The sequence below is a fragment of the Gillisella vitis genome, assembly GCF_001541345.2.
GTDB classification, from domain to species: domain Bacteria; phylum Pseudomonadota; class Alphaproteobacteria; order Rhizobiales; family Rhizobiaceae; genus Allorhizobium; species Allorhizobium vitis.
Window position 1 is genome coordinate 94,854 of sequence record NZ_LMVL02000007.1, and the last position, 22,193, is coordinate 117,046.

At 56.7% G+C, this 22,193-nt stretch carries 23 protein-coding genes and 1 pseudogene; 13 read left to right on the top strand and 11 right to left on the bottom strand.

The window, feature by feature from the left end:
• Positions 1-56 precede the first annotated feature (56 nt).
• From ASB66_RS27050 to ASB66_RS21470, 5 genes and pseudogenes are all read left to right on the top strand, one after another.
• Positions 57-290: pseudogene (locus ASB66_RS27050) on the top strand (trehalase-like domain-containing protein); the annotation flags it as partial.
• Between the two features lie 174 nt (positions 291-464).
• A complete protein-coding gene (locus ASB66_RS21455) occupies positions 465-1,124 on the top strand; it encodes a DUF6766 family protein (RefSeq protein WP_060716636.1) in 660 nt (219 codons plus the stop codon).
• A 384-nt stretch (positions 1,125-1,508) separates the two neighbouring features.
• Positions 1,509-1,916: a low affinity iron permease family protein gene (locus ASB66_RS21460; protein ID WP_013637201.1), complete on the top strand. Its 408-nt coding sequence runs from the start codon at positions 1,509-1,511 to the stop codon at positions 1,914-1,916.
• 269 nt (positions 1,917-2,185) lie between these two features.
• Complete coding sequence (locus ASB66_RS21465) at positions 2,186-2,803, top strand: flavodoxin family protein (protein ID WP_060716635.1); 618 nt, start codon at positions 2,186-2,188, stop codon at positions 2,801-2,803.
• Positions 2,804-3,472: a UdgX family uracil-DNA binding protein gene (locus ASB66_RS21470; protein ID WP_411910131.1), complete on the top strand. Its 669-nt coding sequence runs from the start codon at positions 2,804-2,806 to the stop codon at positions 3,470-3,472. It abuts the gene before it with no gap.
• A 62-nt stretch (positions 3,473-3,534) separates the two neighbouring features.
• On the opposite strand, the gene ASB66_RS21475 is transcribed toward ASB66_RS21470, so the two are convergent.
• From ASB66_RS21475 to ASB66_RS21495, 5 genes are all read right to left on the bottom strand, one after another.
• Positions 3,535-3,771 carry a hypothetical protein gene (locus ASB66_RS21475; protein WP_060716634.1) on the bottom strand — a complete coding sequence of 79 codons (237 nt, stop codon included), beginning with the start codon at positions 3,769-3,771 and terminating at the stop codon, positions 3,535-3,537.
• Positions 3,758-3,964: a hypothetical protein gene (locus tag ASB66_RS21480; RefSeq protein WP_060716633.1), complete on the bottom strand. Its 207-nt coding sequence runs from the start codon at positions 3,962-3,964 to the stop codon at positions 3,758-3,760. Before ASB66_RS21480 ends, ASB66_RS21475 begins: the two co-directional genes overlap by 14 nt.
• Before the next feature lie 19 nt (positions 3,965-3,983).
• Positions 3,984-5,312 carry a zinc-binding dehydrogenase gene (locus tag ASB66_RS21485; RefSeq protein WP_060716632.1) on the bottom strand — a complete coding sequence of 443 codons (1,329 nt, stop codon included), beginning with the start codon at positions 5,310-5,312 and terminating at the stop codon, positions 3,984-3,986.
• A gap of 115 nt (positions 5,313-5,427) precedes the next feature.
• A complete protein-coding gene (locus ASB66_RS21490; protein WP_060716631.1) occupies positions 5,428-5,724 on the bottom strand; it encodes a DUF3175 domain-containing protein in 297 nt (98 codons plus the stop codon).
• 51 nt (positions 5,725-5,775) lie between these two features.
• Positions 5,776-6,090: a hypothetical protein gene (locus ASB66_RS21495; RefSeq protein WP_060716630.1), complete on the bottom strand. Its 315-nt coding sequence runs from the start codon at positions 6,088-6,090 to the stop codon at positions 5,776-5,778.
• Between the two features lie 209 nt (positions 6,091-6,299).
• Here ASB66_RS21495 and ASB66_RS21500 point away from each other — a divergent pair, with 209 nt between their 5' ends.
• Positions 6,300-7,469 (top strand): zinc-dependent alcohol dehydrogenase, encoded by a 1,170-nt coding sequence (locus ASB66_RS21500; RefSeq protein WP_060716629.1) that lies wholly within the window; start codon positions 6,300-6,302, stop codon positions 7,467-7,469.
• Between the two features lie 11 nt (positions 7,470-7,480).
• Positions 7,481-8,278: an SDR family NAD(P)-dependent oxidoreductase gene (locus ASB66_RS21505; RefSeq protein WP_060716628.1), complete on the top strand. Its 798-nt coding sequence runs from the start codon at positions 7,481-7,483 to the stop codon at positions 8,276-8,278.
• Between the two features lie 143 nt (positions 8,279-8,421).
• On the opposite strand, the gene ASB66_RS21510 is transcribed toward ASB66_RS21505, so the two are convergent.
• Entirely contained in the window at positions 8,422-9,045 is a 624-nt protein-coding gene (locus ASB66_RS21510) for a plasmid pRiA4b ORF-3 family protein (RefSeq protein ID WP_060716627.1), read from the bottom strand.
• Positions 9,046-9,260: 215 nt separating this feature from the next.
• Here ASB66_RS21510 and ASB66_RS21515 point away from each other — a divergent pair, with 215 nt between their 5' ends.
• Positions 9,261-10,646: a sensor domain-containing diguanylate cyclase gene (locus tag ASB66_RS21515; protein WP_060716626.1), complete on the top strand. Its 1,386-nt coding sequence runs from the start codon at positions 9,261-9,263 to the stop codon at positions 10,644-10,646.
• Positions 10,647-10,921: 275 nt separating this feature from the next.
• Positions 10,922-11,284 (top strand): response regulator, encoded by a 363-nt coding sequence (locus ASB66_RS21520; protein WP_060716625.1) that lies wholly within the window; start codon positions 10,922-10,924, stop codon positions 11,282-11,284.
• Between the two features lie 75 nt (positions 11,285-11,359).
• Here the strand turns inward: ASB66_RS21520 and ASB66_RS21525 are convergent, their stop codons facing one another.
• The 3 genes from ASB66_RS21525 to ASB66_RS21535 form a co-directional block, all read right to left on the bottom strand.
• Positions 11,360-12,820, bottom strand: coding sequence for a sensor histidine kinase (locus ASB66_RS21525; protein ID WP_060716624.1), 1,461 nt, complete (start codon positions 12,818-12,820; stop codon positions 11,360-11,362).
• A gap of 285 nt (positions 12,821-13,105) precedes the next feature.
• Positions 13,106-13,558, bottom strand: coding sequence for a VOC family protein (locus tag ASB66_RS21530; protein ID WP_060716623.1), 453 nt, complete (start codon positions 13,556-13,558; stop codon positions 13,106-13,108).
• 240 nt (positions 13,559-13,798) lie between these two features.
• Positions 13,799-14,059, bottom strand: coding sequence for a hypothetical protein (locus ASB66_RS21535; protein WP_060716622.1), 261 nt, complete (start codon positions 14,057-14,059; stop codon positions 13,799-13,801).
• A gap of 474 nt (positions 14,060-14,533) precedes the next feature.
• Between ASB66_RS21535 and tnpA the strand changes: the two genes are divergently transcribed.
• The 3 genes from tnpA to tnpC are packed head-to-tail and all read left to right on the top strand — an operon-like array spanning position 14,534 to position 16,990.
• Positions 14,534-15,004 (top strand): IS66-like element accessory protein TnpA, encoded by a 471-nt coding sequence (gene tnpA / locus ASB66_RS21540; protein WP_114386920.1) that lies wholly within the window; start codon positions 14,534-14,536, stop codon positions 15,002-15,004.
• Positions 14,997-15,350 (top strand): IS66 family insertion sequence element accessory protein TnpB, encoded by a 354-nt coding sequence (gene tnpB, locus ASB66_RS21545; protein WP_060716621.1) that lies wholly within the window; start codon positions 14,997-14,999, stop codon positions 15,348-15,350. The genes tnpA and tnpB overlap by 8 nt, the downstream gene beginning before the upstream one ends.
• 53 nt (positions 15,351-15,403) lie before the next feature.
• Positions 15,404-16,990, top strand: coding sequence for an IS66 family transposase (gene tnpC / locus ASB66_RS21550; RefSeq protein WP_060716620.1), 1,587 nt, complete (start codon positions 15,404-15,406; stop codon positions 16,988-16,990).
• Between the two features lie 465 nt (positions 16,991-17,455).
• Here the strand turns inward: tnpC and ASB66_RS21555 are convergent, their stop codons facing one another.
• Both ASB66_RS21555 and ASB66_RS21560 read right to left on the bottom strand, forming a co-directional pair.
• Complete coding sequence (locus ASB66_RS21555) at positions 17,456-19,378, bottom strand: methyl-accepting chemotaxis protein (RefSeq protein WP_060716619.1); 1,923 nt, start codon at positions 19,376-19,378, stop codon at positions 17,456-17,458.
• Between the two features lie 1,151 nt (positions 19,379-20,529).
• Positions 20,530-21,033 (bottom strand): TetR/AcrR family transcriptional regulator, encoded by a 504-nt coding sequence (locus tag ASB66_RS21560; protein WP_060716618.1) that lies wholly within the window; start codon positions 21,031-21,033, stop codon positions 20,530-20,532.
• Positions 21,034-21,212: 179 nt separating this feature from the next.
• On the opposite strand from ASB66_RS21560, the gene ASB66_RS21565 reads away from it, so the two are divergent.
• On the top strand, positions 21,213-22,061 hold the full coding sequence (locus tag ASB66_RS21565; protein WP_156545263.1) for an oxygenase MpaB family protein: 849 nt from the start codon (positions 21,213-21,215) through the stop codon (positions 22,059-22,061).
• Positions 22,062-22,193: the final 132 nt, after the last annotated feature.

The following is a 22,193-nucleotide window of genomic DNA, read 5'->3' on the forward strand; positions in this document are numbered from 1 at the left end:
CAAATCCAAACACTTTGGCCGCTCGTTCTTGCGAGGGCAGTTCGAATTGGCTGTCAATGCTTCATCATCTCGTCCCCGAACGCACGCATGGTTTTCTCGAACACTATGCGGCTATCGGAGATGGACGCACCGTCGCTCTCGTCGGTGCGGACGGTTCCATCGATTGGTGGTGTGCGCCGGAGATGGATTCGCCGCCGCTCTTCAACCGGATGCACGACTGCGATAGTGGACGCTCCTCGGTCACGCCGGTGGAGAAATTCAAGATCGAGCGCCGGCACCTGGAAAAAAGCATGTTCTCGAGTCGATAGCTCGGGCTAAGGCACCGCAGTTCGGTGCGATTTCAAATGCCAATATCACCGGACAGGAACAGATTTAACCTGTTGATCCTCACGGCGCGCCGTCCTGGAACCCTGCTTCCGGTTATGACGTTTTCACGACGTCAAGCGTATTGGGAGGGACAATGAATGCGGGTACTGAAAGACAATGGGCTGACTATCGTTCTGTTGGTGCTGACCATCGCGACCATAACCGGAATGCTCTTGACGGGATGGCAGGTCAACAACGAGAACATCATCCAGCATGGTGGCACGGCGCTGTCGCTCGCAACCTATGCCGCGTCAGGACACTTCCTGTCCGCCATCTTCGAGAACTGGGAAAGCGAGTTCCTGCAAATGTCGGCATATGTGATGCTGACGGCTATGCTGTTCCAGCGCGGCTCAGCGGAATCGAAAGATCCGGACAAAAGCGCATCTCAGGACGAAGATCCAGCAAGCCATGCGAGACAACCGGGCGCTTCCTGGGCCGTGAGGGCGAGTGGATGGTTGCGAACCCTCTACTCATATTCGCTGGGCATAGCGCTCGCGCTGCTGTTCGCCGCCAGTTTCATTCTTCACCTCCGCTACAGCGCTATTGCTGAGAACGCAGAAGCCGCCATGCATGGCCACCCGGCTCAGTCGATCATGCAGCATCTTGCCAGCACGCAGTTCTGGTTCGAATCCTTTCAGAACTGGCAATCCGAATTTCTGTCGACGGCAGTGATCGTGGTGCTTTCGATTTTCCTGCGCTTCCGGGGATCACCAGAATCAAAGCCCGTTGCGGCGCCGCATTCCGAAACAGGCAGTTGATTGGATTTCCTTCATCGTGGTGGTTTGCGTTGTGAGAGCGAAGGCGTGTGTTTCTTTGCCACGGCTGTGACGAGCCAGCCTCGTCGCAGGTGTATTTGTCGCGACGGTTGTCACCCTCAGCAACGGGGTCGGTTGATCAAGCCAACTTTACAGGTTGACCATGTCTCAAGTGCTAGCTTTAAAACGCGTCTCTACGAGCCTCCTGAATGGTGCTTATTACCGGTCAGGTCCCGCGGACATGGCTGACCTGGCTTCTGTTGCGAGACGCCGAGTTCTGAGAAGTAGGGGCGCTGCGGCGGGAATCTGTTGGCGACCTCGGCCAGTGGCAGACTTCGCCAGGTCGTATCGACCACGTGTTTAACCCTGATCGTCGGAGGAGTGTTCATGGATCGCCTGTTTGCAAAATTCGCTAATGCAACGGCCCGGGCAACCGGTAGTCCGATCGCCTTTATTCTCTGTGTTGCCGCTGTGGTTATCTGGGCAGTATCTGGGCCATTTTTCGGGTTTTCGGAAACGTGGCAGCTGGTGATCAATACCGGCACAACCATTATCACATTTCTAATGGTGTTCTTAATCCAGAACACCCAAAATCGGGATGGGACTGCCCTTCAGACCAAGCTCGACGAGATCATACTCTCCTCTGACGCCGAGAATGAATTCATCGGGATTGAGAAGTTGACCGACGCTGAACTCGAAGCACTTCATCTTCGTTGTGAAAAATCGGCCAAGCGTTCACAAGCCATCCTGAAGAGGACGCACGCCGAGCGAAAAGCCCGCAAGACCAGCTCATAGGAACGGGCGCGCGCATCGTACTAGGCTGGCGGGCGAACGCCGAGCGGAACTTTCACTCGTGCCCTCAGTTAGTTTCCGTCAAGAATTGGGTTTCAATTCCCCAAGAACGGGCCTGCTGGCGTGAAGAACCAATCGCTGCGCTGGATGCCCGTAGCTACCGCGTCAGGCGGTTGTCGGAAGGTGGCGCACGCGTTCTGCATAAGGGCGCAACAACTTGGGACGCCGCACCGGGTCATATCAGGCAGTATTTACTTGAACAGGAGTTATCCATGCCTCTCAAAGTTCTCGCTCTCAACGGCACGCTCAAAACTTCGGATTCGTCGGAAGCCTCGTCTACCGGAAAGTTGCTTGAGCTGATCGCCGAGGAATTCAAGAAGTACGGCGTTGAAACCGAAACGATCCGGCTGGCTGACCACAATATCAAGCCGGGCGTGACGTCGGATGAAGGCGAGGGAGACGGATGGCCTGCGATCCGTGCAAAGGTTCTCGAAGCCGATATCTTGCTGATGGGAACACCGATCTGGCTCGGTCAGCCTGCAAGTGTGTGCAAGCGGGCGCTCGAACGGATGGACGCTTTCCTGGAAGAGACCGACGATCAAGGCCGGATGGTTTCTTATGGCAAGGTCGCGGCCGTCGCAGTGGTCGGAAACGAGGATGGTGCTCATCATGTCTCAGCGGAGTTGTTCCAGGCGCTTAACGACGTCGGCTTCACCATCCCAGCGAACGCGGTGGCCTATTGGGTCGGTGAGGCGATGGGGTCAACGAACTTTGTCGATCTGAAAGAGACGCCCGAAGCCGTTCAGACGATGGTATCGATGCTTGCGCGAAACGCTGCACACCTCGCCGGTTTGCTGCAGCAATCGCAGTATCCGGGCGAAGAGGAATAGTTGGTGGTTGCAGGGTCCGCAAAGCCGGTAGCCCGCCTGCCGCCGGCGTTCGTCGCGCCGTTTGGACAAGCGAAGGACTTGGCGGCATTGCGTCGGCAGGCCGAGACGTGCGAACGCTGCGACCTCTATAAGAATGCAACGCAGACCGTCTTCGGCGAAGGAAACGCTCAAGCCAAGATCATTCTTGTCGGCGAGCAGCCCGGAGACAAAGAGGATATTGCGGGGCGGCCGTTCGTCGGCCCGGCGGGCAGATTACTTGATGAATGTCTGAACGAGGCTGGCATCGACCGGTCGCTTTGCTATGTCACCAATGCGGTCAAGCATTTCAAGTTCGAACAACGCGGCAAGCGGCGCATCCACTCCAAGCCCAATGCTGGCGAGATACAACCCTGTGCGTGGTGGCTCGGCGGCGAACTTGACTTGTTGCGTCCTCGTCTCATTGTCGCGCTCGGCGCCACAGCCCTCTACAGCTTGATGGGACGGTCAGTCGGGCTGACCAAGGAACGCGCTCACATCTTGAAGACAGCGAGCGCCACACCGCTGCTTGTAACGATCCATCCGTCATATATTCTCCGGATCCGAGACTATGACGATCGTGTCGAGGAAAGACGCCGGTTTGTCGATGATCTGCTCTTGGCCAAGGACTATCTTGCTGCAGATAAAGATTGATCCCGCGTTCGGGTCCGCCTCATCGCGTGCTTGAGGTGCTTCGGGATAACGGACGAAGCGACCTAACCCCGAAACTCGCCTTCGTTCATGTCACGTTCGTGGTAATTGAGGTCCCAATCCTTGGCGCCTTTGTCGTTGCCCGGTGACTTGTTGTTGACGGTCGCGTCATCGGAATGCGTGATGACCCGTGGCTTGGCGCTGCTCACGCCGTTGTTGGATCCCCCGGCATGATTGCTTTCGGACTGCCCTCTGGCGTCGCGCTCGATTTCTGCCTTCGACGACTTTTTACCTTTTTCCATGTTGCTGGCACTCCTCAGTTGTCGGTGTGTCACTGTCTGATGTCCGGTCCGTTTCTTTCATGGCCCGCTGCAAGCCTTTCCCGGCCGCCTTGGCCAGATCGTTACGGTGATTGTCGGCGGCGGGGCTGTCTATCGAACGAGCATCATCTGTCTCGGCCGGGATCGCTTCCGGCGTCGTTTCGCGTGTTGTCATTGTCGATTTCATTTTGCGGTTATCCCAATCGACCCCAGTCGGGATTCCATTCAACGCCTTCGACAAGCTCGACGAAGACGGGTTCGTTTCTGTCGGCCCTATGAGAAGCTGCCAGTTTGAAGGCCGCATCCGGCTCCATTTCCTCGCCCGGAAAGATCGTATCGTCCGCAGCTGTATCCGCGACCTTGCGCACATATCCGCGAATCTGATCGCCGGAGTGATAGAACTTGATCACCAGCGACCCAACAGGCGCGACCTCGGAAGAGTACCGTCGATAGTCAGGACGTTCCGCTGTTGCGCCGGCATCACCGGCTCTATACCAATGCGCGAGGTCCTGACCCTCCGGACGACCTTCGTCTTCCCAGATTTGGTATGCCCGCAATCTCCGTGCGTTGTCGTCGATCACGGTTCTTGCCTGCTGCTCGACGACCTTCAGGACGACTTTGCCGCGGATGTGCTTTTCCCCAAGGGCAGACTGTGCTTCTGCGGCTTCACGAAGCTCGAACGTGCTGGCAACGACGACCTTCACCTTGCCCTGATCGATCAACGCCGCGATCTCCTGCAGTTGGGCGCCATTCGGCTGAGCGGTGTATCGTCCCGCCCGAATCTTCAGTTTTTTGGCGCGTGCCTTGTCCGGCTCCTGGAGTGTCGAGATCAGCGCTCCTCCCGGTTTGACGACGCTGAAGCTACGTTCCTGCGTCTCACCGCCGATCAGGTCGAACACCAGGTCTACGGGCTCGACAAGCTCTTCAAATTTCTCAGTTTTGTAATCGATCACCTGGTCTGCGCCGAGATCGGTCACGAAGTCCTTGTCAGACGAGGACACGGTCGTTGCCACCCATGCGCCCTTCGTCTTTGCGAACTGAATAGCGAAATGGCCGACACCGCCCGCGCCACCATGAATAAGGACACGCTGGCCAGATTGAAGCCCGCCATGATCGAACAGGCCTTGCCATGCAGTGATGCCGGCCAATGGTACGGCGGCGGCGCCGATGGTATCGAGCGATTGCGGCTTTGCAGCCACTTCGTCAGCCCGTGCCGTTACAAATTCCTCGTAGCCGCCATGTTCTGGTGACAGGAATGCAAAGACCTCGTCGCCGATCCCGAAGCCGGCGACCTCAGAGCCGGCGGCAGCGATCTCGCCGCTGACATCGCGGCCGAGCACATAGGGAAGATCCTTTTCGGTGACGACAGGATATTTCCCCTCGCGCATCTTCGCATCGACCGGATTGACGCTTGCAGCAAAGACTTTGATGAGAACTTCATTGGCGGCAGGCGTTGGCCGATCGATTTCCTCGATTGCCATGACTTCCGGACCGCCGAAGCGATGGATACGGACAGCTTGCATAATCGGTCTCCTTAAGCTCAAGAGTAAGTTTTGAAACGAACCGCCAGGCAATGCTCATTCATCTCCCGGGGGATCGCTTGGCGGTGAGCGGGCTATTGGCTATGCCGCCCGATGATCAGTGTTTCGGCTGCTTGCCGAAATCCTTGCGCAGCTCGTCCTTGGCCCTTTCGAGCGTTGCCAACCTAGACTTCGACAGCTGCTTGCCGGCGCGATTGATGTAGAAATTCAGCATCGACATGGCGGACTGGAAAGGGCTGGCCTTGCGGCGGTCGCTCCGTTCAGCCGAGGCCTTCAGCGAGTCGGCGATCTTCTTGGCGCTGCGCTGTTTGAAGACGCCGCCTTTCAGATCCATCGCGTCGCTGTTGTCAGTGACATCCTGCGACCATTTCTGTGTGGATTTCTTCTTATGCATGAACGTTCCTCCATAGAAGAAACGGCGCCACTGTCGTGACGCCGTTTCCTATCAATGATGCGCATGCTGCTCGTTGCGCTTGCGCGTGGCTGCAGCTTTCTTAGCGGATGCTGAGCGCTCTTCCTTGGTGCGCGACGCAGCAGCGGCACCGCCCTTATGTCCGCCCTTTTCGGAGGAAGCATGGTTTTCGGTATGGCCGCGGCCGGAGCCGGACTTCTTGCCACCGCCGCTTTCTTTGTTAACGGTGGCCCAGGCGCGGCGTTCGGCCTCCTTCTCGGAAACACCACGGACCTCGTAGCCTTCCTCGATATGCTCGGCCTTGCGCTTCTGCTTGTCTGTATATGCGGATTTGTCACCCTGAGGCATGGAACATCTCCTCTTGCTTCGATGAAGCAAAGAAAACGACCTCTCGACCGTCAAAGTTCCTTCCGTCATGCCCGCAGGTCGGTCTTTTGCGAGAATTGTGGTCTTCCGTGCGCTTCGGTACATGCCACATCGTCAAGGAACAAATTTTATGACCTGTCGTTTGCAGCCAAGACGCTCGTACAATGAAGACACGACCTTGGAGCAAATAGATGAAAGCACTGACCTGGCATGGCAAGCATGACATCCGCTGCGAAAGCGTCCCCGACCCCCAAATTGAGTACGGTCGCGATGCCATCATCAAGGTCACGGCCTGCGCGATCTGCGGATCGGACCTTCATCTCTACAATGGCGTCATGCCCGACATGCACAGTGGTGACATCATGGGTCACGAAACCATGGGCGAAGTGGTCGAAGTCGGCAAGGACAACAAGAAACTGAAGGTTGGTGACCGGGTGGTCGTGCCTTTTACGATCGCCTGTGGCGAATGCTTTTTCTGCAAACGCGGGTTTTTCTCAGGCTGCGAACGCTCGAACCCAAAACCGGAAAAGGTCACCAAGATGTGGGGCAACTCGCCCGCTGGCCTGTTCGGTTACACCCATCTGTTGGGCGGGTTCAGCGGCGGCCAGGCCGAATATCTAAGGGTTCCTTACGCCGATGTCGGTCCGATCAAGGTGCCGGAAGGCCTAAGCGACGAGCAGGTCCTTTTCCTCTCGGACATTTTTCCAACGGGCTATATGGCCGCCGATTTCTGCAATATCCAGCCGGGCGACACGATCGCTATCTGGGGCTGTGGCCCCGTTGGCCAGATGGCGATCAAGTCCGCATTCATTCTGGGGGCGGAGCGGGTTATTGCGATCGACACAGTCCGGGAGAGGCTGGCGCTTGCTGAAAAGTCAGGAGCCATCACCCTCGATTATATGGACAAGGATATTTATGATCGGATCATGGAACTGACCAATGGCCGCGGGGCAGATGGCTGCATCGATGCCGTTGGAACCGAATCTGATCCATCCGCAAGCTGGGATGCCCGGATCGACCGCATCAAAGTCGCAACCTTCATGGGCACGGACCGCCCGCACGTCCTGCGCCAAGCGATCCATTGCTGCCGAAATTTCGGCACAGTCTCGATCGTCGGCGTCTACGGCGGGTTCCTGGACAAGATCCCGATGGGATCGGCGATCAATCGCGGCCTGACGTTCAAAATGGCCCAGACACCGGTCCAGCACTATCTGCCGATCCTGATGGAGCGAATTCAGAACGGCGAAATCGACCCCTCATTCATCATCACCCATACCGGAAGCCTGGAAGACGGACCGGACCTCTACAAGACCTTCCTCGAAAAGAAGGACGGTTGCGTCAAAGTCGTTCTCAAACCGTAAGGAGATACAGCATGGCGATTGAAATGGGAAAAGGCCTTGCCGTCGTCACGGGTGCATCGACGGGCATTGGGTACGAACTGGCCAAATGTGCCGCCCAGGATGGCTATGATCTGATCATTGCAGCCGATGAGCCCCGCATCAAACAGGCTGCAGCCAGCCTCAGGGAATTCGGCACTTCGGTCGATGCCATCGAGGCCGACCTGTCAACGGAGGAAGGCGTCGACCACCTTCTCGAAAACATCGAGGCATCTGGCCGCTCCGTTGACCTGCTGATGGCCAACGCCGGCAGGGGGCTTGGTAAGGGCTTCCTCGATCAGGACTTCGGTGAGGCCCGCAAGGTCGTAGACACAAACATCGTCGGCACCATCTACCTCGTGCAGCAGGTCGGAAATCTGATGCGCAGTCGCGGCGAGGGCCGGATCCTGCTGACGGGCTCGATTGCCGGCTTCATGCCCGGATCTTATCAAGCCGTCTATAATGGCACCAAGGCCTTCATCAACAGCTTCTCCTTCGCTTTGCGGGAAGAGCTGAAAGACAGCGGCATTACGGTCAGCTGCCTGATGCCGGGTCCGACGGAGACTGAGTTCTTCCAGCGCGCTGACCTGATGGATACGTCCGTCGGGCAGGCAAAGAAGGACGATCCGGCCGACGTCGCACGGGTTGGTTATGATGCGATGATGGATGGCGAAGGCGATGTTGTCAGCGGCTGGAAAAACAAGCTGCAGGCTGCGGTCGCCAACGTCACGCCGGCGAACATGCTGGCCCATCAACATGCAAAGATGGCCGAGCCGGGCTCCGGCAACAACTAAATCAGGCGCCGGACCCATGGACCCAACGTCGTTGGACTAGCAGGCACCCGCTGGTGCCCATAGTAACCTTTGAAGGCGAGAGCTTTGCGGTAGCAGGATTAACCGTTCGATTCTTTTCAAGGCGCACCTTGAATTTAGCCAACTCATTTCTTCGGGAAGGCTTTGGGCTTCGGTTGATACAACCGCCTTTTGGCATTCGAGCGCAGAGCATTGCGAACATCCTTGTCCACGATCGACAGGTCGAACCATTCCGGATCAAAGCAGCCGCCGCACCACTGAATGGTTTCGGCGTATTCAGGATCTTCCCGGTCGGCGATGGTCTCCAGGAACCGCTCATATCCTGAAACCCCGCCAACATCTTCGGGCGGTCGCGCTCTTTCGCCGGCAACGCAGCTCCCGTGTTTGGGCGTAGAAGAGAGCGACAGGAACTCCTCAACCGAGACGGTGTGCCGCCATCCGTCCCCGAAATCATAATTGTAGCTGAATACGGCACCTTGCTCGAAGTCCTGCAAGCGAACCTCGCTCTGCTCGAAGACCCGGGGATCGTCATCGGTCGCATCCTCTGTCAGGATCTCGACTTCCCCGTACCGCAGGCCACCAATCCGGAACTCATAGAGATGATAGTTCCACCAGTTGAATGCGGCCTGAATTCCGAGATGCAGCTGCTCCAGGTTCCAATGGACTGGCAGGACCAGTCGACGCCAGACGTCTGGCTTAATCTCATTGATAGAAACTCTGATCTGCACAGCGTTTGCGGCTTTAAACATTGCCCAAATGAACAAGGTTGGCGGCGATCGTCAAGATGATTGCTCGCGCCGCATGCCCGGATATTTTGCCGTGCCGCGCGTGCGACTCCCACCAAGACAACAGTCTTTGGCAGCAGTCCGGCAAACTTTCGTGTTTGAGATAACGGTATTGAAAGGACCGCCGGCTATCAAGTTCTTAGCTCTTGCGTGAGCGATCCCTTATCGATCGGCTTGGTATGCGTTTCGTTCGTTTTAAACTGGTTGGCCCAACTATTATCGGCGTGGCGGTCCTCATAGTCGGCATGGCCGCCACTTCCTATTTCGGTGTTGCACAGCTAGATGCGGAAACCCGGCGGCGGCAGGAAATGTTGGTCGAGCGGAACGTCTCCATCTGGATCAGCGAGGTTGAATTTTCGCTGACCGCCTGGACGGTCTGGGACGAAGCGATCGCCAACCTCGACAACGAGTTCGATCAAGCATGGACTGATCGTAATATCGGCGCATCCTTGATCGGTACGTCGCGCACGCGCGGCGCAATCGTGCTCGACGCCGCTGATAAGATCATCTATTCCAAGACGGATGAGACCGTGCAAGGTCTGCCGTATTTCGTCAGGGGTCCGTCGGCGATCGCGAAGGATGCGGCGGAACTGGTGAAAGGCGTTCGCATAAGAGAGCAGGAGCCCAAGCAGGCCGGCATTCCTCACCCGATTGCGGTGAGCCGGATCATGGTTATCGGCGAGGAATCTGTTCTGCTTTCTGCCAGCCTGTTTCAATCGGACTTCGGAACATCGAAGCGCAAGGGACCGCGTGGACCCATTCTGATCACGGCCATGCCGATCGCCGGCACGCTGCAGGGCGTTTTCGGGGAGCGGTTCGATCTGGACGACGCGCGCATCGAGCCTCTGCGCGAGGTTTCGCCCGAACGCGCCAGGGCGGCAATTGCGGTAGGACCGCAAGGCGAGGTCGAAGTCCTATCCTGGCGTCCGCCAACTCCGGCAACCGATATATTGTGGCAATCGTTTCCCCTGATCGTCACGGTAAGCCTGGTCCTGATCATAGGATCGTATCTGATGATCAGAACGTCACATTCCGCCGCTCAGTCCCTTCTGGGGCGCGAACGTCAAATGCGCCATGCCGCCACCCACGACTTTCTTACAGGTCTTCCAAATCGATTTTTGCTGGATCTGGAGTTTGCTGCTTGCACGAGCGCTGGCGTGACACAGGTCATATGTCTCGATCTGGATGGCTTCAAAGGGGTAAACGATAGTCATGGTCACGCGGTTGGCGACGAGTTGCTGCAAGTGGTGGCCGAGCGACTCCGATCCGGGACACGCGGTTCGGATCGGGTTTTCCGTCTTGGTGGCGACGAGTTCGCGATATTCATGCCCGGTATTTCGAGCGAGGAAGCAAGAGAGGCTTGTCAAAGATTGTCGGCCTCGCTGGCAGCGAAATTTAAGTTGCCGACCTGTGAGGTTTCGATCGGCGCGTCATTTGGCATAAGCCAGGCTGACGGTACTTCCACGAGCTGTGATGCGGCGTTGAAAGCCGCCGATGCCGCCCTTTATCATGCGAAGTCGGTGAAACGCGGCAGTGTGGTGGTTAACGACGATCTTGTTAGTTAGAGCCGCGCAGGATGACGGTTTTCCGGGTGGTCTCGCAACCGTGTCGGTGGCTTCAGGAAAACCTGCCTCCGTTTCAATGGCTTCAAATCGTGCCGCTGGTCTATTTGCAGGACTTTCCTTCAGCCAATGCATGCGACTGATGCGGAAAACTCCGCAACGCATATAATAAGTTTCTGAAAAATAATCCAAATTCCCGGATCATTATGCCATCGAGAGCGTTATCAAAGTCCTGGCTACGTCTCTGTATACCAGTGAACCACGGTGGAGCTACGGCGATGGGCTACAACGGCATAACGGTTCTGGTTGTGGAGGACGAGGTTCTTATCCGGATGGGCATCGTGGAGTCGCTGCAAGAAGAGGGTTTCGAGGTGCTCGAAGCATCGAACGCGGATGACGCCATTGCCGTTCTCAACAGCCATTCAGAAATTCGTCTGATGTTCACCGATATAAATATGCCGGGTAGCATGGATGGTTTGAAGCTTGCGACTGCGGTTCGCGATCGATGGCCGCCAGTCAAGATCATCGTTACGTCGGGTCATCTTCACATACGCGAGGATGCTCTTCCGGTCGTGGGGCGATTCTTTAGCAAACCGTACGATTCAACTCTCGTCGTCCGCGCGATACGCGATATGCTATAGGCAGTGACATCCTTAGACATTTGTCAGCCTCATTGCACGCTATGCCACGAACTCACAGTTTGTGGCATCGTGGTGTCAAATTGGGGACTGACTGTGGTCATGGTCGCTCCATCCGGTGTCGAGCGGCGCGTTGATCATGCAGCGTACACCGTAAACATCATAGCTAAGGTCTACCTTTCCACCAAGCTGGCCAGACGACAGCGCTTCGATCAAGCGCGACCCAAACCCCCTTCGGGTCGGCGGAGTGACTTGAGGCCCGCCGCTCTCTTGCCATGACAGATCGAGTTGAGCGTTGGAAGGTGAAACGTCCCATGACAGTGTCACCTTTCCGGAACTCACTCCCAAGGCGCCATATTTCGCAGCGTTGGTTGCTAGTTCATGCAAGATGAGCGCGAGGCCCACCACAGCCTTTGGCGAGACCTCGACATCGGGCCCGCTGATGTTGAACTGCTCGGGTGGATAGGGAGATAACGCTTCCGAAACAGCGGTACGAAGGCTGGCAGCCTTCCAGCTTCCTCGCGTGAGCAGGTCATGTGCTCTGGCCAGGCTCTGCAACCTGGCGTCGAAGGCTGTCCTCGCGATATCGATGTCTTGTGCGCCGGCGAACGTCTGACGGGCGATTGCGGCGACCGTCGCAAGGACGTTCTTGACGCGATGGTTCAACTCCCCAATGAGGAGATGCTGAGCTCGCTCCGCTTCTTTTCGTGCCGTGATGTCACGAGCAATCTTCGCGGCGCCGATGATCGTGCCATCCGAGCCGTAGATTGGGGAGACAGCCAGCGAAACGTCCAGGAGACGTCCACTCTTATGCCGCCGGACGGTCTCATGGGTCTCTACCCGTTCGCCTGCCCTGATGCGGGAGAGGATGTGCTCTTCCTCATCAGGGAGGCCGTCCGGAACTAGAAGCGTGACGGACCGGCCCACAATCTCGTCGGCCGAAAACCCATACAGTTTTTCGGCTCCGGTGTTCCAGTCTGTAACCGTCATGTCGAGGTCGATGCCGAGAATTGCGTCTTCCGAGGAGGAGATGATCGACGCCATTCTTTTGAGCGTTGACTCGTAGCCGACCCGTTCCGTCGTTTCATTGACGATACAAAGGGCGGCCAACACATGGCCCTGTTCGTCGGAAACGGGTGAATACGAGATGTCGAAGTAAACTGTTTCTGGAGTGCCGCTGCGTTCGATATAAAAGGGCCTGTCTTTGGCAACGACCGTCTCGCCGCGGTCGCGAACCCTACGCAGAAGCGGCTCCAGATCGTCCCAAAGTTCGGCCCAGTTTTCTTTCGCTGGTTTCCCTAAAGCCTTCGGGTGCTTGGCACCGATCGTCGGAGCATATGCATCATTATAAATGGCGGTGAAGTCATGGCCGCAAAACAATACGATCTGCGCGCCTGAGGGAATTGCCATGTCGACCGCACACTTTAACTGGACCGGCCAGGAGGACATCGGTCCGAGGCTGGTGTTTTCCCAGTCATAGTTGCGAATGATGTCAGCCAAGGACCGCTGATCGGAGGTGTCCGGCTTGTGATCGTGCATTTGAACCTCCTCCCGCCTTGCATTTATTTGAAAGCTTCCTTTTAGAAAGTCAACGCAAATCACGGCTGAAGCCGTACCGCTTTGAGCATAAAGCTATTTGGTACATGGTGTTAGCGTAACCCCGTGCGGTTGGTGAGGCTCCGCGCGTTCGAGCCCATTCAAGGTCAATTAAGGTACTGACGGCCTCTATCCAGGTGCTCGTGTTTCGGCGTGACGCCTGGCTGGGATCAGCAGCGTTTCACGTCAACATGCACGGTGTCAGCAGGATATAAAGCCAGGCGGAACCTATTCGTTTTTCGGCTTACCGAGTTCCTCGGCAAGACCGATGAGAAGACCGTCGGGTCCGCGAATGTAGCAGAGCTTATAGGCGTCCTGATATCGAACGACATCGCCGACGAGCCTTGCGCCGTGCCCGCGCAATCTTTCAACGGTCTCTTCGACGTCATCGACTGTGAACATGGCGCGCAGATAACCAAGGGCGTTCACCGGAGCGTTCCGATGATCAGCCACGACTTCCGGCGTGAGGAAGCGCGAAAGTTCAAGCCGGCTATGCCCATCCGGTGTGCGCATCATGGCGATTTCGACATGCTGGTCGCCCAGTCCAGTGACACGGCCGGCCCATTCGCCCTCGATCGTCGCGCGGCCCTCAAGTTCCAAGCCCAGCTCCTGAAAAAAGCCTATCGCCACTCCAAGGTCTTCGACGACGATCCCGATGTTGTCCATCCGCTTGAGCGCCATACTTCGCCTCCTCCGGTTTTCGGTCTCATTTACAGCTAGGACGTTGATGAACCACCAGATCCGACATCGCTATCGAAATCTCTAGGGGACCTGAAAATAGCAGATCGGCGGTTCATTTCCTTTCAAGGCGATGACATCCTTTCAGCAACGGAAAAGAAAAACTATAAAAGGATTTCCTGTCGAGCCTCGATGCCAATGCCCGACGCGTTCAATATGCTTCGGGTAAAGGTCTAGGGCGCTTCAAACGTCGACGTGCTTTACGACGTGACGCGCCCAGAAAGATCGCAAGATTTCGTCTTCGGCAGGGTTCACCGTTTCATACTCCTCCAACAGCGTTAGGAACGCTCGATGTGGGTGCATGACATCTTCAGGATTGCGGAAGCCCCACTCACATTCCTCGCAATGCGCATAGATCGTCTGCCGTGTCACGTCCTTCTGGAGATAGAGGCGGCCCTGATTGTTACACTGTGGGCAGGTCCCGACATAATACAGTCTCACCATTAGCAATCGCCGCTTCCGCCATCCCCGCCGGTGTCGTTGCAGCCGCCGGTATGCGGAGGATAGTCGTTGCTGCCAGCGCTACCCATCACGCCGCTGCCAAACACTCGCCGCAGTCCCTCTCTCCGTTGCCAAATGAAGACCAGCAGCACGAGTAGTACCAAGGCGAAGCTTACAGCTATCATGAATTGTAACAACAATCCGAAGTCTCCGCTCTACGTGATTGCCCTGCTAGAAAAGTCCCGTCAGCCTGAGACTGGGAAAGCCGCCAAATTTCATAGATATCCCCGCGTATCTATAGCTGATAAACACTCCTACATCTAACTCAATATGGAAGCGGGGAGCGATACGCTGGCGACATGCGCATATTTGGCGCGTAGACGCCGGGTGCCTCTGCCGCTGTCGTTGGATGGACGGCCTAAGTCGCAACGTAAGCGCGAATTTCTCAGCACCTTCAGTATTTGAGCGAGCTTTGGCATGAGGTGTCCACCTAAAAGAGGCGGACACCAAGTTATGGATGAAGGTCAAAAACTTACAGTGCGACTGGTCGGTCGGAATGGAAGACGCCGTTTCGATCAAAGTTCGAAAGATCGCCTTGTCGCGGCCTGCCTTGAACCTGGCGCATCAGTATCGAAACTTGCGCGAGAACACGGGGTCAATGCGAATCTCGTTTGGAAATGGATCAGGAAACATACCCAGGCACATCCATTATCGCCGTCTTCGACATCTGCGTTTATTCCGGTTCAGATCGCCGCCCCGAGCAGCGAGTTCGACATTGAGATGCCAGCCACGGATCGCGAAGAGCGATTGCCGACGGCGAAGAGGAGCGACCCGCTGACCTCTCCAGCGAAGGTGAGAGCGTCATTGCCGAATGGTGTGAGATTGACGCTGGAGTGCCGCGATCTCAGCGCATTGACGGCAATAATCGGAGCTCTGGGTCATGTTTAAGCTTGGCGCTGATCTTCAAGTCTATCTGCATCGCGAACCGATCGACTTCCGGGCCGGCATCAACAGCCTTGCGGTCCTGGTCCAGGAGACGATGGCGCTGGACCCGTTTGCTCCTGCAGTGTTTGCCTTCTGCAACCGCCGGCGTGACCGGGTGAAGCTGCTATTCTTCGATCGCTCGGGCTTTGTGCTAATCCTGAAGCGGTTGACCGAAGACAAGTTCCGATGGCCGCGCCGAGAGGTGACGGTGGTCACACTGACGACCGAGCAACTGCATTGGATTCTCGACGGGATCGATATCGATGCGATGATCCGCCATCCCGTGCGGCAGTATCAGATCGCCGGCTGAAGGTGGCGAATTGAGCTGTTGACGCGGCGACGCGGCTCAGATTCAAAACTGGGATGACCCGAGCCGGCGAACTGAGCGTTGCAGAACTGATGGCGCAGTTGGCGGCCAACGCCGCCGAAATTGCTGCGCTCAAAGCCGAGAAGGAGGCCCTCTCGCAGCGGATCGTCAAACTTGAAGAAGAACTGGCGCTCGCAAGGCTCCATCGTTTTGCACCCCGCAGCGAAAAGCACATCGATCGCATCTTCAACGAGGCCGAGGAGGCCGCGGATGAGGATGACAGTAACGACGGCGACGGCGTCGATCTTCCGGATACAGGCCTGCCGCCTGTCGAGAGCGCGGCGGGAAAGAAGCGTGGCCGCAGGCCTTTACCGGAAGACCTGCCGCGCGAGCGTGTCGAATACGACCTTGCCGACGATCAGAAGGCCTGCCCTTGCTGCGACAGTCAAATGCATCGCATGGGCGAGGCCGTTACCGAGCAACTCCATATCGAGGTCAAGGCAAAGGTCCTGCAGAATGTGCGGTTCAAACATACCTGCCGCCATTGCGACCGCACCGGGATCAACACGCCTGTCGTGATCGCGCCTATGCCGAGCCAACCTCTGCCGGGCAGCATCGCAACCGCCTCGACGCTGGCCTTCGCGCTCGTCCACAAATACGTCGATGGCACGCCGCTCTACCGCGTGGCTCAGACGTTCGAGCGAGCCGGCGTTCCGATCAGCCGAGGCGCTCTCGCTCACTGGGTGATCGGCTCGAGCGAGAAGCATCTTCACCGCATCTATGATGCGCTGAGACTGAGGCTCAGGTCGCAGCCCCTCATTCACGGTGATGAGACGACCGTTCAGGTTCTCAAGGAAAAGGACAAGGAAGCCACCAGCACATCGTATATGTGGGCCTACCGGAGCGGCGAGGACAGTAGCGAGCCGATCGTGCTGCTCGATTATCAGCCCGGCCGCGGTCAGATTCACCCACAGGCCTTCCTCGGCGACTACCGCGGCATACTCATGAGCGATGGCTATACAGCCTGGCGCACATTGGATGGTGCCACGCATGTCGGATGCATGGCTCATTCCCGACGGCGCTTCGTTGAAGCACTCAAAACCAGAAAGAACGGAGGCGGACCGCCGGAACAGGCGCTCCGGTTCTTCGAGCAGCTTTATCGGATCGAAAAGCAGGCAAGAGACAAAGCCCCAGATGCCGGCGAGACGAAGGCCGACTGCATTCGCCGCTTTCGCCAACAGCACAGCTTGCCTGTCCTGAACGCCCTCAAGTCCTGGCTCGATAATATCGCGCCAAAAGTCGTGCCGGACACCAGGCTCGGTGATGCCGTGTCCTACACTCTGAACCAATGGGATTATCTGACCCGCTATATCTCCGATGGCAGAATGCCGATCGATAACAACATTCTGGAACGCGACATCAGAGTTTTTGCCACCGGCAGAAAGAGTTGGCTGTTCAGCGACACCGCTGATGGAGCCAAGGCCAGCGCCGTAATCTACAGTCTGATGCTGACCTGCCGTGCCTGTGGCGTCGACCCACTCACCTGGCTGCGCCACGTGCTTGCAGAGTTGCCGCAGCGCAATGAAGATGCCGACATCAGCGACTTGCTACCGTTCAACGCCTCCAACGCCGTCACAGCCTAGCCAAGCAAGTCAACGTGCAGGGAAAATCGCGCTTACGTCGCAACGTATGAGTGCGGCGTTCATCCTAATTCGCCGTTAGACGCTGAACAGCTTTCGGGAAAGCGAGATGTAGGCGAGCGGTTCGAGATATTACCGAAGCCGATCCCGATCCATGTTCGAGATCCTGCCACGGAGAACACAGGATAACGGGCAGCTCGTCGCGGCATCCAGAATATAGCTTGGCTTCGGTTGATGGTTCGATTCTCAATGAACTTGGATGAAGACTGTCCTCCCGAACGACCTTCAGCAGAGCTACCATTCGCTCGTGCAATGTGACTTCATTTTTGCCGCTATCTGTACCAATCCGAGCGGCGGCCTGGCCAAGGTGGGCCCGCATCTCGCCCACCCCTTAGAGATCGCTCGCCTAGATTAGTATTTTTTTTAAAGCCATACACCGCCGTCGTCGATAGGATCTTCAGACCGTCTTCAAAACTCCTCCCAGCTTTCAGCGGCTGTATTGCCGCCATAGGCTTTAGCGACCTGTGCCGTCAGCCTGCGAGCCGGCGACGCCACAGCGCGGTTTGGCGCTCCGGCAGCTGTCACAGGCGCCATTTGCCGTTTTCCTTCGCCAAACTGGAACCGGCCGATGAGCTCGCGCAGAGTTCCTGCCTCGCCGGCGAGAGTCGCACTCGCCGCGTTGCTTTCCTCGACCATCGCGGCGTTCTGCTGGGTGACCTGGTCCATCTGGTTAACGGCGGTGTTCACCTCTGCAAGCCCGACCGACTGTTCTCTGGCCGACGTGGCAATGGCGTCCATATGCTGGTTGACGGCGACGATATAGCCTTCGATGGTCTTCAATGCCTCGCCGGTCTCGCTGACCAGCTTGACGCCGCTTTGAACCTCGACAGAGGAGTTGCGGATCAGTTCTTTGATTTCTTTCGCAGCTTTGGCAGAGCGCTGTGCAAGTTCACGAACTTCCTGAGCGACCACGGCAAAGCCCTTGCCTGCCTCGCCGGCCCGGGCGGCTTCGACGCCCGCATTCAAGGCCAGAAGATTGGTTTGGAAAGCGATCTCGTCGATGACGCCGATAATGTTTGACACCTGATTGGATGATTGCTCGATTTTCTGCATGGCATCGACGGTGCTTGCGACGACCTTGCCGGAATGAGCCGCACTGGCATTGGCCTGGACAGCAACAGAGCGTGCTTCATCGGCGCGCTTCGACGAATTGGAGACATTCGCCGTGATCTGATCGAGGGCTGCGGCTGTTTGTTCGAGCGAGGCTGCCTGTTGTTCTGTCCGCTTCGACAGGTCATCGGTGCTTTGACTGATCTCGCGGGTGCCGCTGTCGATCTGTGTCGTAGCTTGTGCAACGGCGCGCAGGGTGTCAGCAAGTTGACTGACGGCGCCGTTCAGATCATGACGCAGCGCTTCAAAGTCCGGCGCAAATGGCTCGTTGAGCTGGAAGCCCAGATCGCCGGCGGCAAGACGGCGAAGGCCCGTGGCAAGACCAGAGGTTGCTTCCTGGAGCCGTTTTTGTGCAGCCGCTTCCGCTTCGGCGGTCAATCGAACACGATCTGCCTCGCCTTGTATACGTGCCCCCTCGGCCTCTTCTTCGAGGCGTTTGTTCGACAATGCTGCTTGACGGAAAACCTCGACGGCTCCGGCCATTTCCCCGATTTCATCGGCGCGCCCGGCAAAGGGTACCGCAGTTTTTGTATCGCCGCCCGCCAGCTTCGTCATTGCGCTGGTGATCGTCTGAATGGGACGGGCAATACCCGTCAGCGCGAACCAGATTGATGCGAGGAGGACCACCGCGCACAATCCGATGGCAAAAAATGTCAGAACAAGGGTGGTGCTGAAAATAGCCTGACTTTCTGCAAATACCGTCTTGGCGCCCGTGGCATTGATGTCGATCAGCTTGTCTATATCCGCGATGAGTCTTATGGCCAAAGGCTTCATGTCCGTGGCAAGCAAGATCTTTGCCTGCTCATCGTTGTCATTCGCCGACAGTTTCATCAACTGCGTACCCAGGTCCGTGTAGCCTTTGAACTCCTCACGAACCTGCTTGGCGATGTCCAGCTCGCTTTGATACGTGTAAATTGCCTCAAACTGTGACGTCGTTTCAAGAAACGCGGAGATCCTGTTCGTCACGTCCGTTTCCGCGTTTTTCATTCCCTTGTCGTCCAGGGCCATGATATGGTCACGATATGCCAGTCGCAGATTACTGAAATCCTGCTGCATCCGTGTCGCCAGCGAAACGCTGGGCATCCAGTCATTGGCGATATTGCTGACAAATTCGTTGGTCGTCCTCAAGCGATTGACGGAATATGCGGCAAAACCACCGACGATGATGCCGATAAAGATGAAAACACTGATGAGGGCGGTTTTGATTTTCGGTCTGGACATGACGTATCCTCAAGGGCTGCAAGATGTTTCATGGCTCGACCCGGAAGGACAAAATTATTTTGCTGGGGTGGAAGACACGGTTCTCATCCCATGAAGTCGTGAAATAAATTTATAGTTTCTAAGTCTTAAAAAAGTTCATGCGTTATGAGCGATATTCTGTCGAAAGAGCGCCCTTGACCTGGAGGGCGTGACATTGGCGAAGGCCGGATCGACTGAAAGTAAAGACAATGGCTGCGACAGTGAGCGCAGATGGACTCCGATGCATGGGCTCCTAAACTTACCTGACCCACCATCTGACTGATTAGCCCACTCCTGTCGTTTACGATCCTTTAACCATAACCTTTTACAATAAGGACATCGGCACTGTCTCCTCCCTCCGCTGTCGAAGAAAAAACTCGGGCCCTGAGACATGTTCTCGGGCCCTTTTTCGTTCTGCTCCCTGAAGACGACCTTATCTGGGGCGCGGCACGAACGACCAGCACCACTGGAACAAGCCTGGCTCCATAAACCTTTACGCAAATAGACAACCCGAAAAGAAGGTTGCGCTGGTAAAGTCCGAGCTCCGAAAAGAACTGTTCGCCATGACCCTGGAACTGCAAAACGTAATTCTAGAAATGATCGCCCGTGGCGAAGCTTTGCAGGCAACGCTCGAGCGACTGTGCCGCGAAGTAGAGGCTCTGTTCCCGGACGTGGTGTGTTCGGTGTTGTCGGTGACAAAGGACATCTTAATCCCCTTGCCGGCCCATCACTTCCGCATTCCTACATGCTCTCGTGGAGAGAGAAATCGAGGGCCGCTCGCGTCTTGCGGTTCCCCGAGTGGTTATCGCCAAATTTAAGGCCTCAGGTTTTTAAGCTAGAGTCAGTGTCATCCCGCCGTAACCTCGCGTTGGACAGACAGCCCACGGTCACGAGCCAGCGACTGATGTTGCAGGAATAAGCCTTCTCCGCGCCGCTGCCGATGGCCGACATTTAAGGTGATCGCCTAAGTATGGACGTCTGGATAATTGGAAATCGATCCCGAGCGGCATCCCCGATGTCACTTTAATCTCAGGCTGGCTCCCTAAGTCGAGTAAGCGACAAGACGAATTACTACCGGAGTGGCCCCGCACGGCACCGGCAGAGATGTCTGAAGCACACCGAAACTTTTGGTTTCAGTCTCGTATCATGAGCGGTTGAAGTATAAGGGAGCTCAGCAGCTCCGAGATCTCTCCCGTGCTCCGGTCAGGCTCCTCATTGAGCCACCAATCCAGCAGTTCGACGGTCGATGCCACTGCAATCCTGATCGCAAGTCGACGCGGCAGACGGGTCGCGTTCGGATCCGGCGAAGACGCGAGACGATCAACGACTTGATGCCTGAGTTCAGCGCGTAGCGCGTTTCCAACCCGAGTGAGGGCGCTGACCTCCCGCCGTCGCGCATTCACGGCCTCGATAAACGCCCGGGCAGCTCCAGCCCCATCAAGCCGCATCAACGCAGGCATCATAGCCTGCGCCAGGGCATCCGTCAGAATTTCAACAGCATCGAGGACAAGTGCCGAAACATCCGTATAATGCCGAAAATAGGTAGAATAACCGACGCCGGCGCGCTCGGCCACCATAGCCCCCGTAATCTTATCGAGTGGAATGTCCAAAAGCAGCTCGAAAAGTGCACGGTGCATAGCGGTACGGGATCGCGACCTTCGAGCATCCTGCCGCAATCCTACCATTGTCTTTCCCATAGTATCGCCTATTTATGACTAGTCACTTGTCATATCTCGGGCCGACATAGTGAAATCGCGTTGCCACTTTGAAGGCGAGCGTCGTCACTGTCACTCCTAATAATCAGCGAGGTGTAATAATGAGTGCATTTGATGAACTTCTTAAACCGCCACCGGGCATGGATATAAACTTTGCTCAGCCCGCGGGAGAGCCTTCTCTCGCGCCGGCTGGGGGTGTGACGTGGCGCGTTTTCAGTAATCCGATCACAATGTTCGTAGGCGGCGTTTCAGCTGTTCTGCTAGAACTGGCTGAACCTTCGGTGCGGTCAGGCGTGTGGGATCACAGCAGTTTTCGGACCGATCCGGCAAAGCGCCTGCACCGCACCGGCTTTGCTGCGATGATCACAGCATACGCGGCACAATCGAAGGCCAGAGAGGTCATCGCCCATGTTGTATCGATCCATGATAAGGTCCGCGGGGCAACACCCGACGGTAAGCCCTACTTTGCGAACGATCCCCGCTTGCTCAACTGGGTTCAAGCAACTGCGACATTCGGCTTTACCGAGGCCTATCATCGCTTCGCGGCCTCGTTGTCGTCCACCGATAAGGACGCCGCCTTCGCCGAAAGCGGCCCATCAGCAGAGCTCTTCGGGGCGACAGGTGCGCCGCGTTCCTGGCGCGAATGGGAAAACATTCTCGCTGAAATGGCACCGGATTTGGAGGGCTCTGACATCTTAGGGGAATTCCTCGCGATCATGAACCAGGCGCCAATCTTGCCAAGGCCGTTGAGGTGGGTACAGAGGCTCCTCGTGCGGGCCGCCGTGGACATCACGCCGGAGCCCGTTCGGTCTTTGCCGCAATTGCGCGACAAGGGCTTGCGCGCTGGCGAGGCTTTGCTCATCACGGTTTTCGCCCACGTGGTTTCGGTGGTCCCGAAGCGGCACACGCCGGCAGCGCAGGCAGCGAAACGCATGGGCATTCGTCTTTAACTGTGAGCCGAGTGACCTCGGGCTTGGGACCGGAGCACTGTGGAAAAGAGACCCGGCTTCGAGAAGGAAGCAACGTCCTTGTGCTCTGGATCAGAGCAATGCCAATTGGCCGATCAACCGATTTGGAGCCGC

Bases quoted from the DNA above. Each gene is read 5' to 3' on its own strand.
- ASB66_RS21485 (WP_060716632.1), bottom strand. From the start codon at position 5,312: ATGCAAGCTGTCCGTATCCATCGCTTCGGCGGTCCGGAAGTCATGGCA.
- ASB66_RS21555 (WP_060716619.1), bottom strand. From the start codon at position 19,378: ATGTCCAGACCGAAAATCAAAACCGCCCTCATCAGTGTTTTCATCTTT.
- ASB66_RS21505 (WP_060716628.1), top strand. From the start codon at position 7,481: ATGGCGATTGAAATGGGAAAAGGCCTTGCCGTCGTCACGGGTGCATCG.
- ASB66_RS21480 (WP_060716633.1), bottom strand. From the start codon at position 3,964: ATGACAACACGCGAAACGACGCCGGAAGCGATCCCGGCCGAGACAGAT.
- tnpB (WP_060716621.1), top strand. From the start codon at position 14,997: ATGTTTAAGCTTGGCGCTGATCTTCAAGTCTATCTGCATCGCGAACCG.
- ASB66_RS21510 (WP_060716627.1), bottom strand. From the start codon at position 9,045: ATGTTTAAAGCCGCAAACGCTGTGCAGATCAGAGTTTCTATCAATGAG.
- ASB66_RS21515 (WP_060716626.1), top strand. From the start codon at position 9,261: ATGCGTTTCGTTCGTTTTAAACTGGTTGGCCCAACTATTATCGGCGTG.
- tnpA (WP_114386920.1), top strand. From the start codon at position 14,534: ATGAGGTGTCCACCTAAAAGAGGCGGACACCAAGTTATGGATGAAGGT.
- ASB66_RS21560 (WP_060716618.1), bottom strand. From the start codon at position 21,033: ATGCACCGTGCACTTTTCGAGCTGCTTTTGGACATTCCACTCGATAAG.
- ASB66_RS21565 (WP_156545263.1), top strand. From the start codon at position 21,213: ATGAGTGCATTTGATGAACTTCTTAAACCGCCACCGGGCATGGATATA.
- ASB66_RS21475 (WP_060716634.1), bottom strand. From the start codon at position 3,771: ATGGAAAAAGGTAAAAAGTCGTCGAAGGCAGAAATCGAGCGCGACGCC.
- ASB66_RS21535 (WP_060716622.1), bottom strand. From the start codon at position 14,059: ATGGTGAGACTGTATTATGTCGGGACCTGCCCACAGTGTAACAATCAG.
- tnpC (WP_060716620.1), top strand. From the start codon at position 15,404: ATGACCCGAGCCGGCGAACTGAGCGTTGCAGAACTGATGGCGCAGTTG.
- ASB66_RS21520 (WP_060716625.1), top strand. From the start codon at position 10,922: ATGGGCTACAACGGCATAACGGTTCTGGTTGTGGAGGACGAGGTTCTT.
- ASB66_RS21525 (WP_060716624.1), bottom strand. From the start codon at position 12,820: ATGCACGATCACAAGCCGGACACCTCCGATCAGCGGTCCTTGGCTGAC.
- ASB66_RS21465 (WP_060716635.1), top strand. From the start codon at position 2,186: ATGCCTCTCAAAGTTCTCGCTCTCAACGGCACGCTCAAAACTTCGGAT.
- ASB66_RS21530 (WP_060716623.1), bottom strand. From the start codon at position 13,558: ATGGCGCTCAAGCGGATGGACAACATCGGGATCGTCGTCGAAGACCTT.
- ASB66_RS21495 (WP_060716630.1), bottom strand. From the start codon at position 6,090: ATGCCTCAGGGTGACAAATCCGCATATACAGACAAGCAGAAGCGCAAG.
- ASB66_RS21490 (WP_060716631.1), bottom strand. From the start codon at position 5,724: ATGCATAAGAAGAAATCCACACAGAAATGGTCGCAGGATGTCACTGAC.
- ASB66_RS21455 (WP_060716636.1), top strand. From the start codon at position 465: ATGCGGGTACTGAAAGACAATGGGCTGACTATCGTTCTGTTGGTGCTG.
- ASB66_RS21500 (WP_060716629.1), top strand. From the start codon at position 6,300: ATGAAAGCACTGACCTGGCATGGCAAGCATGACATCCGCTGCGAAAGC.
- ASB66_RS21460 (WP_013637201.1), top strand. From the start codon at position 1,509: ATGGATCGCCTGTTTGCAAAATTCGCTAATGCAACGGCCCGGGCAACC.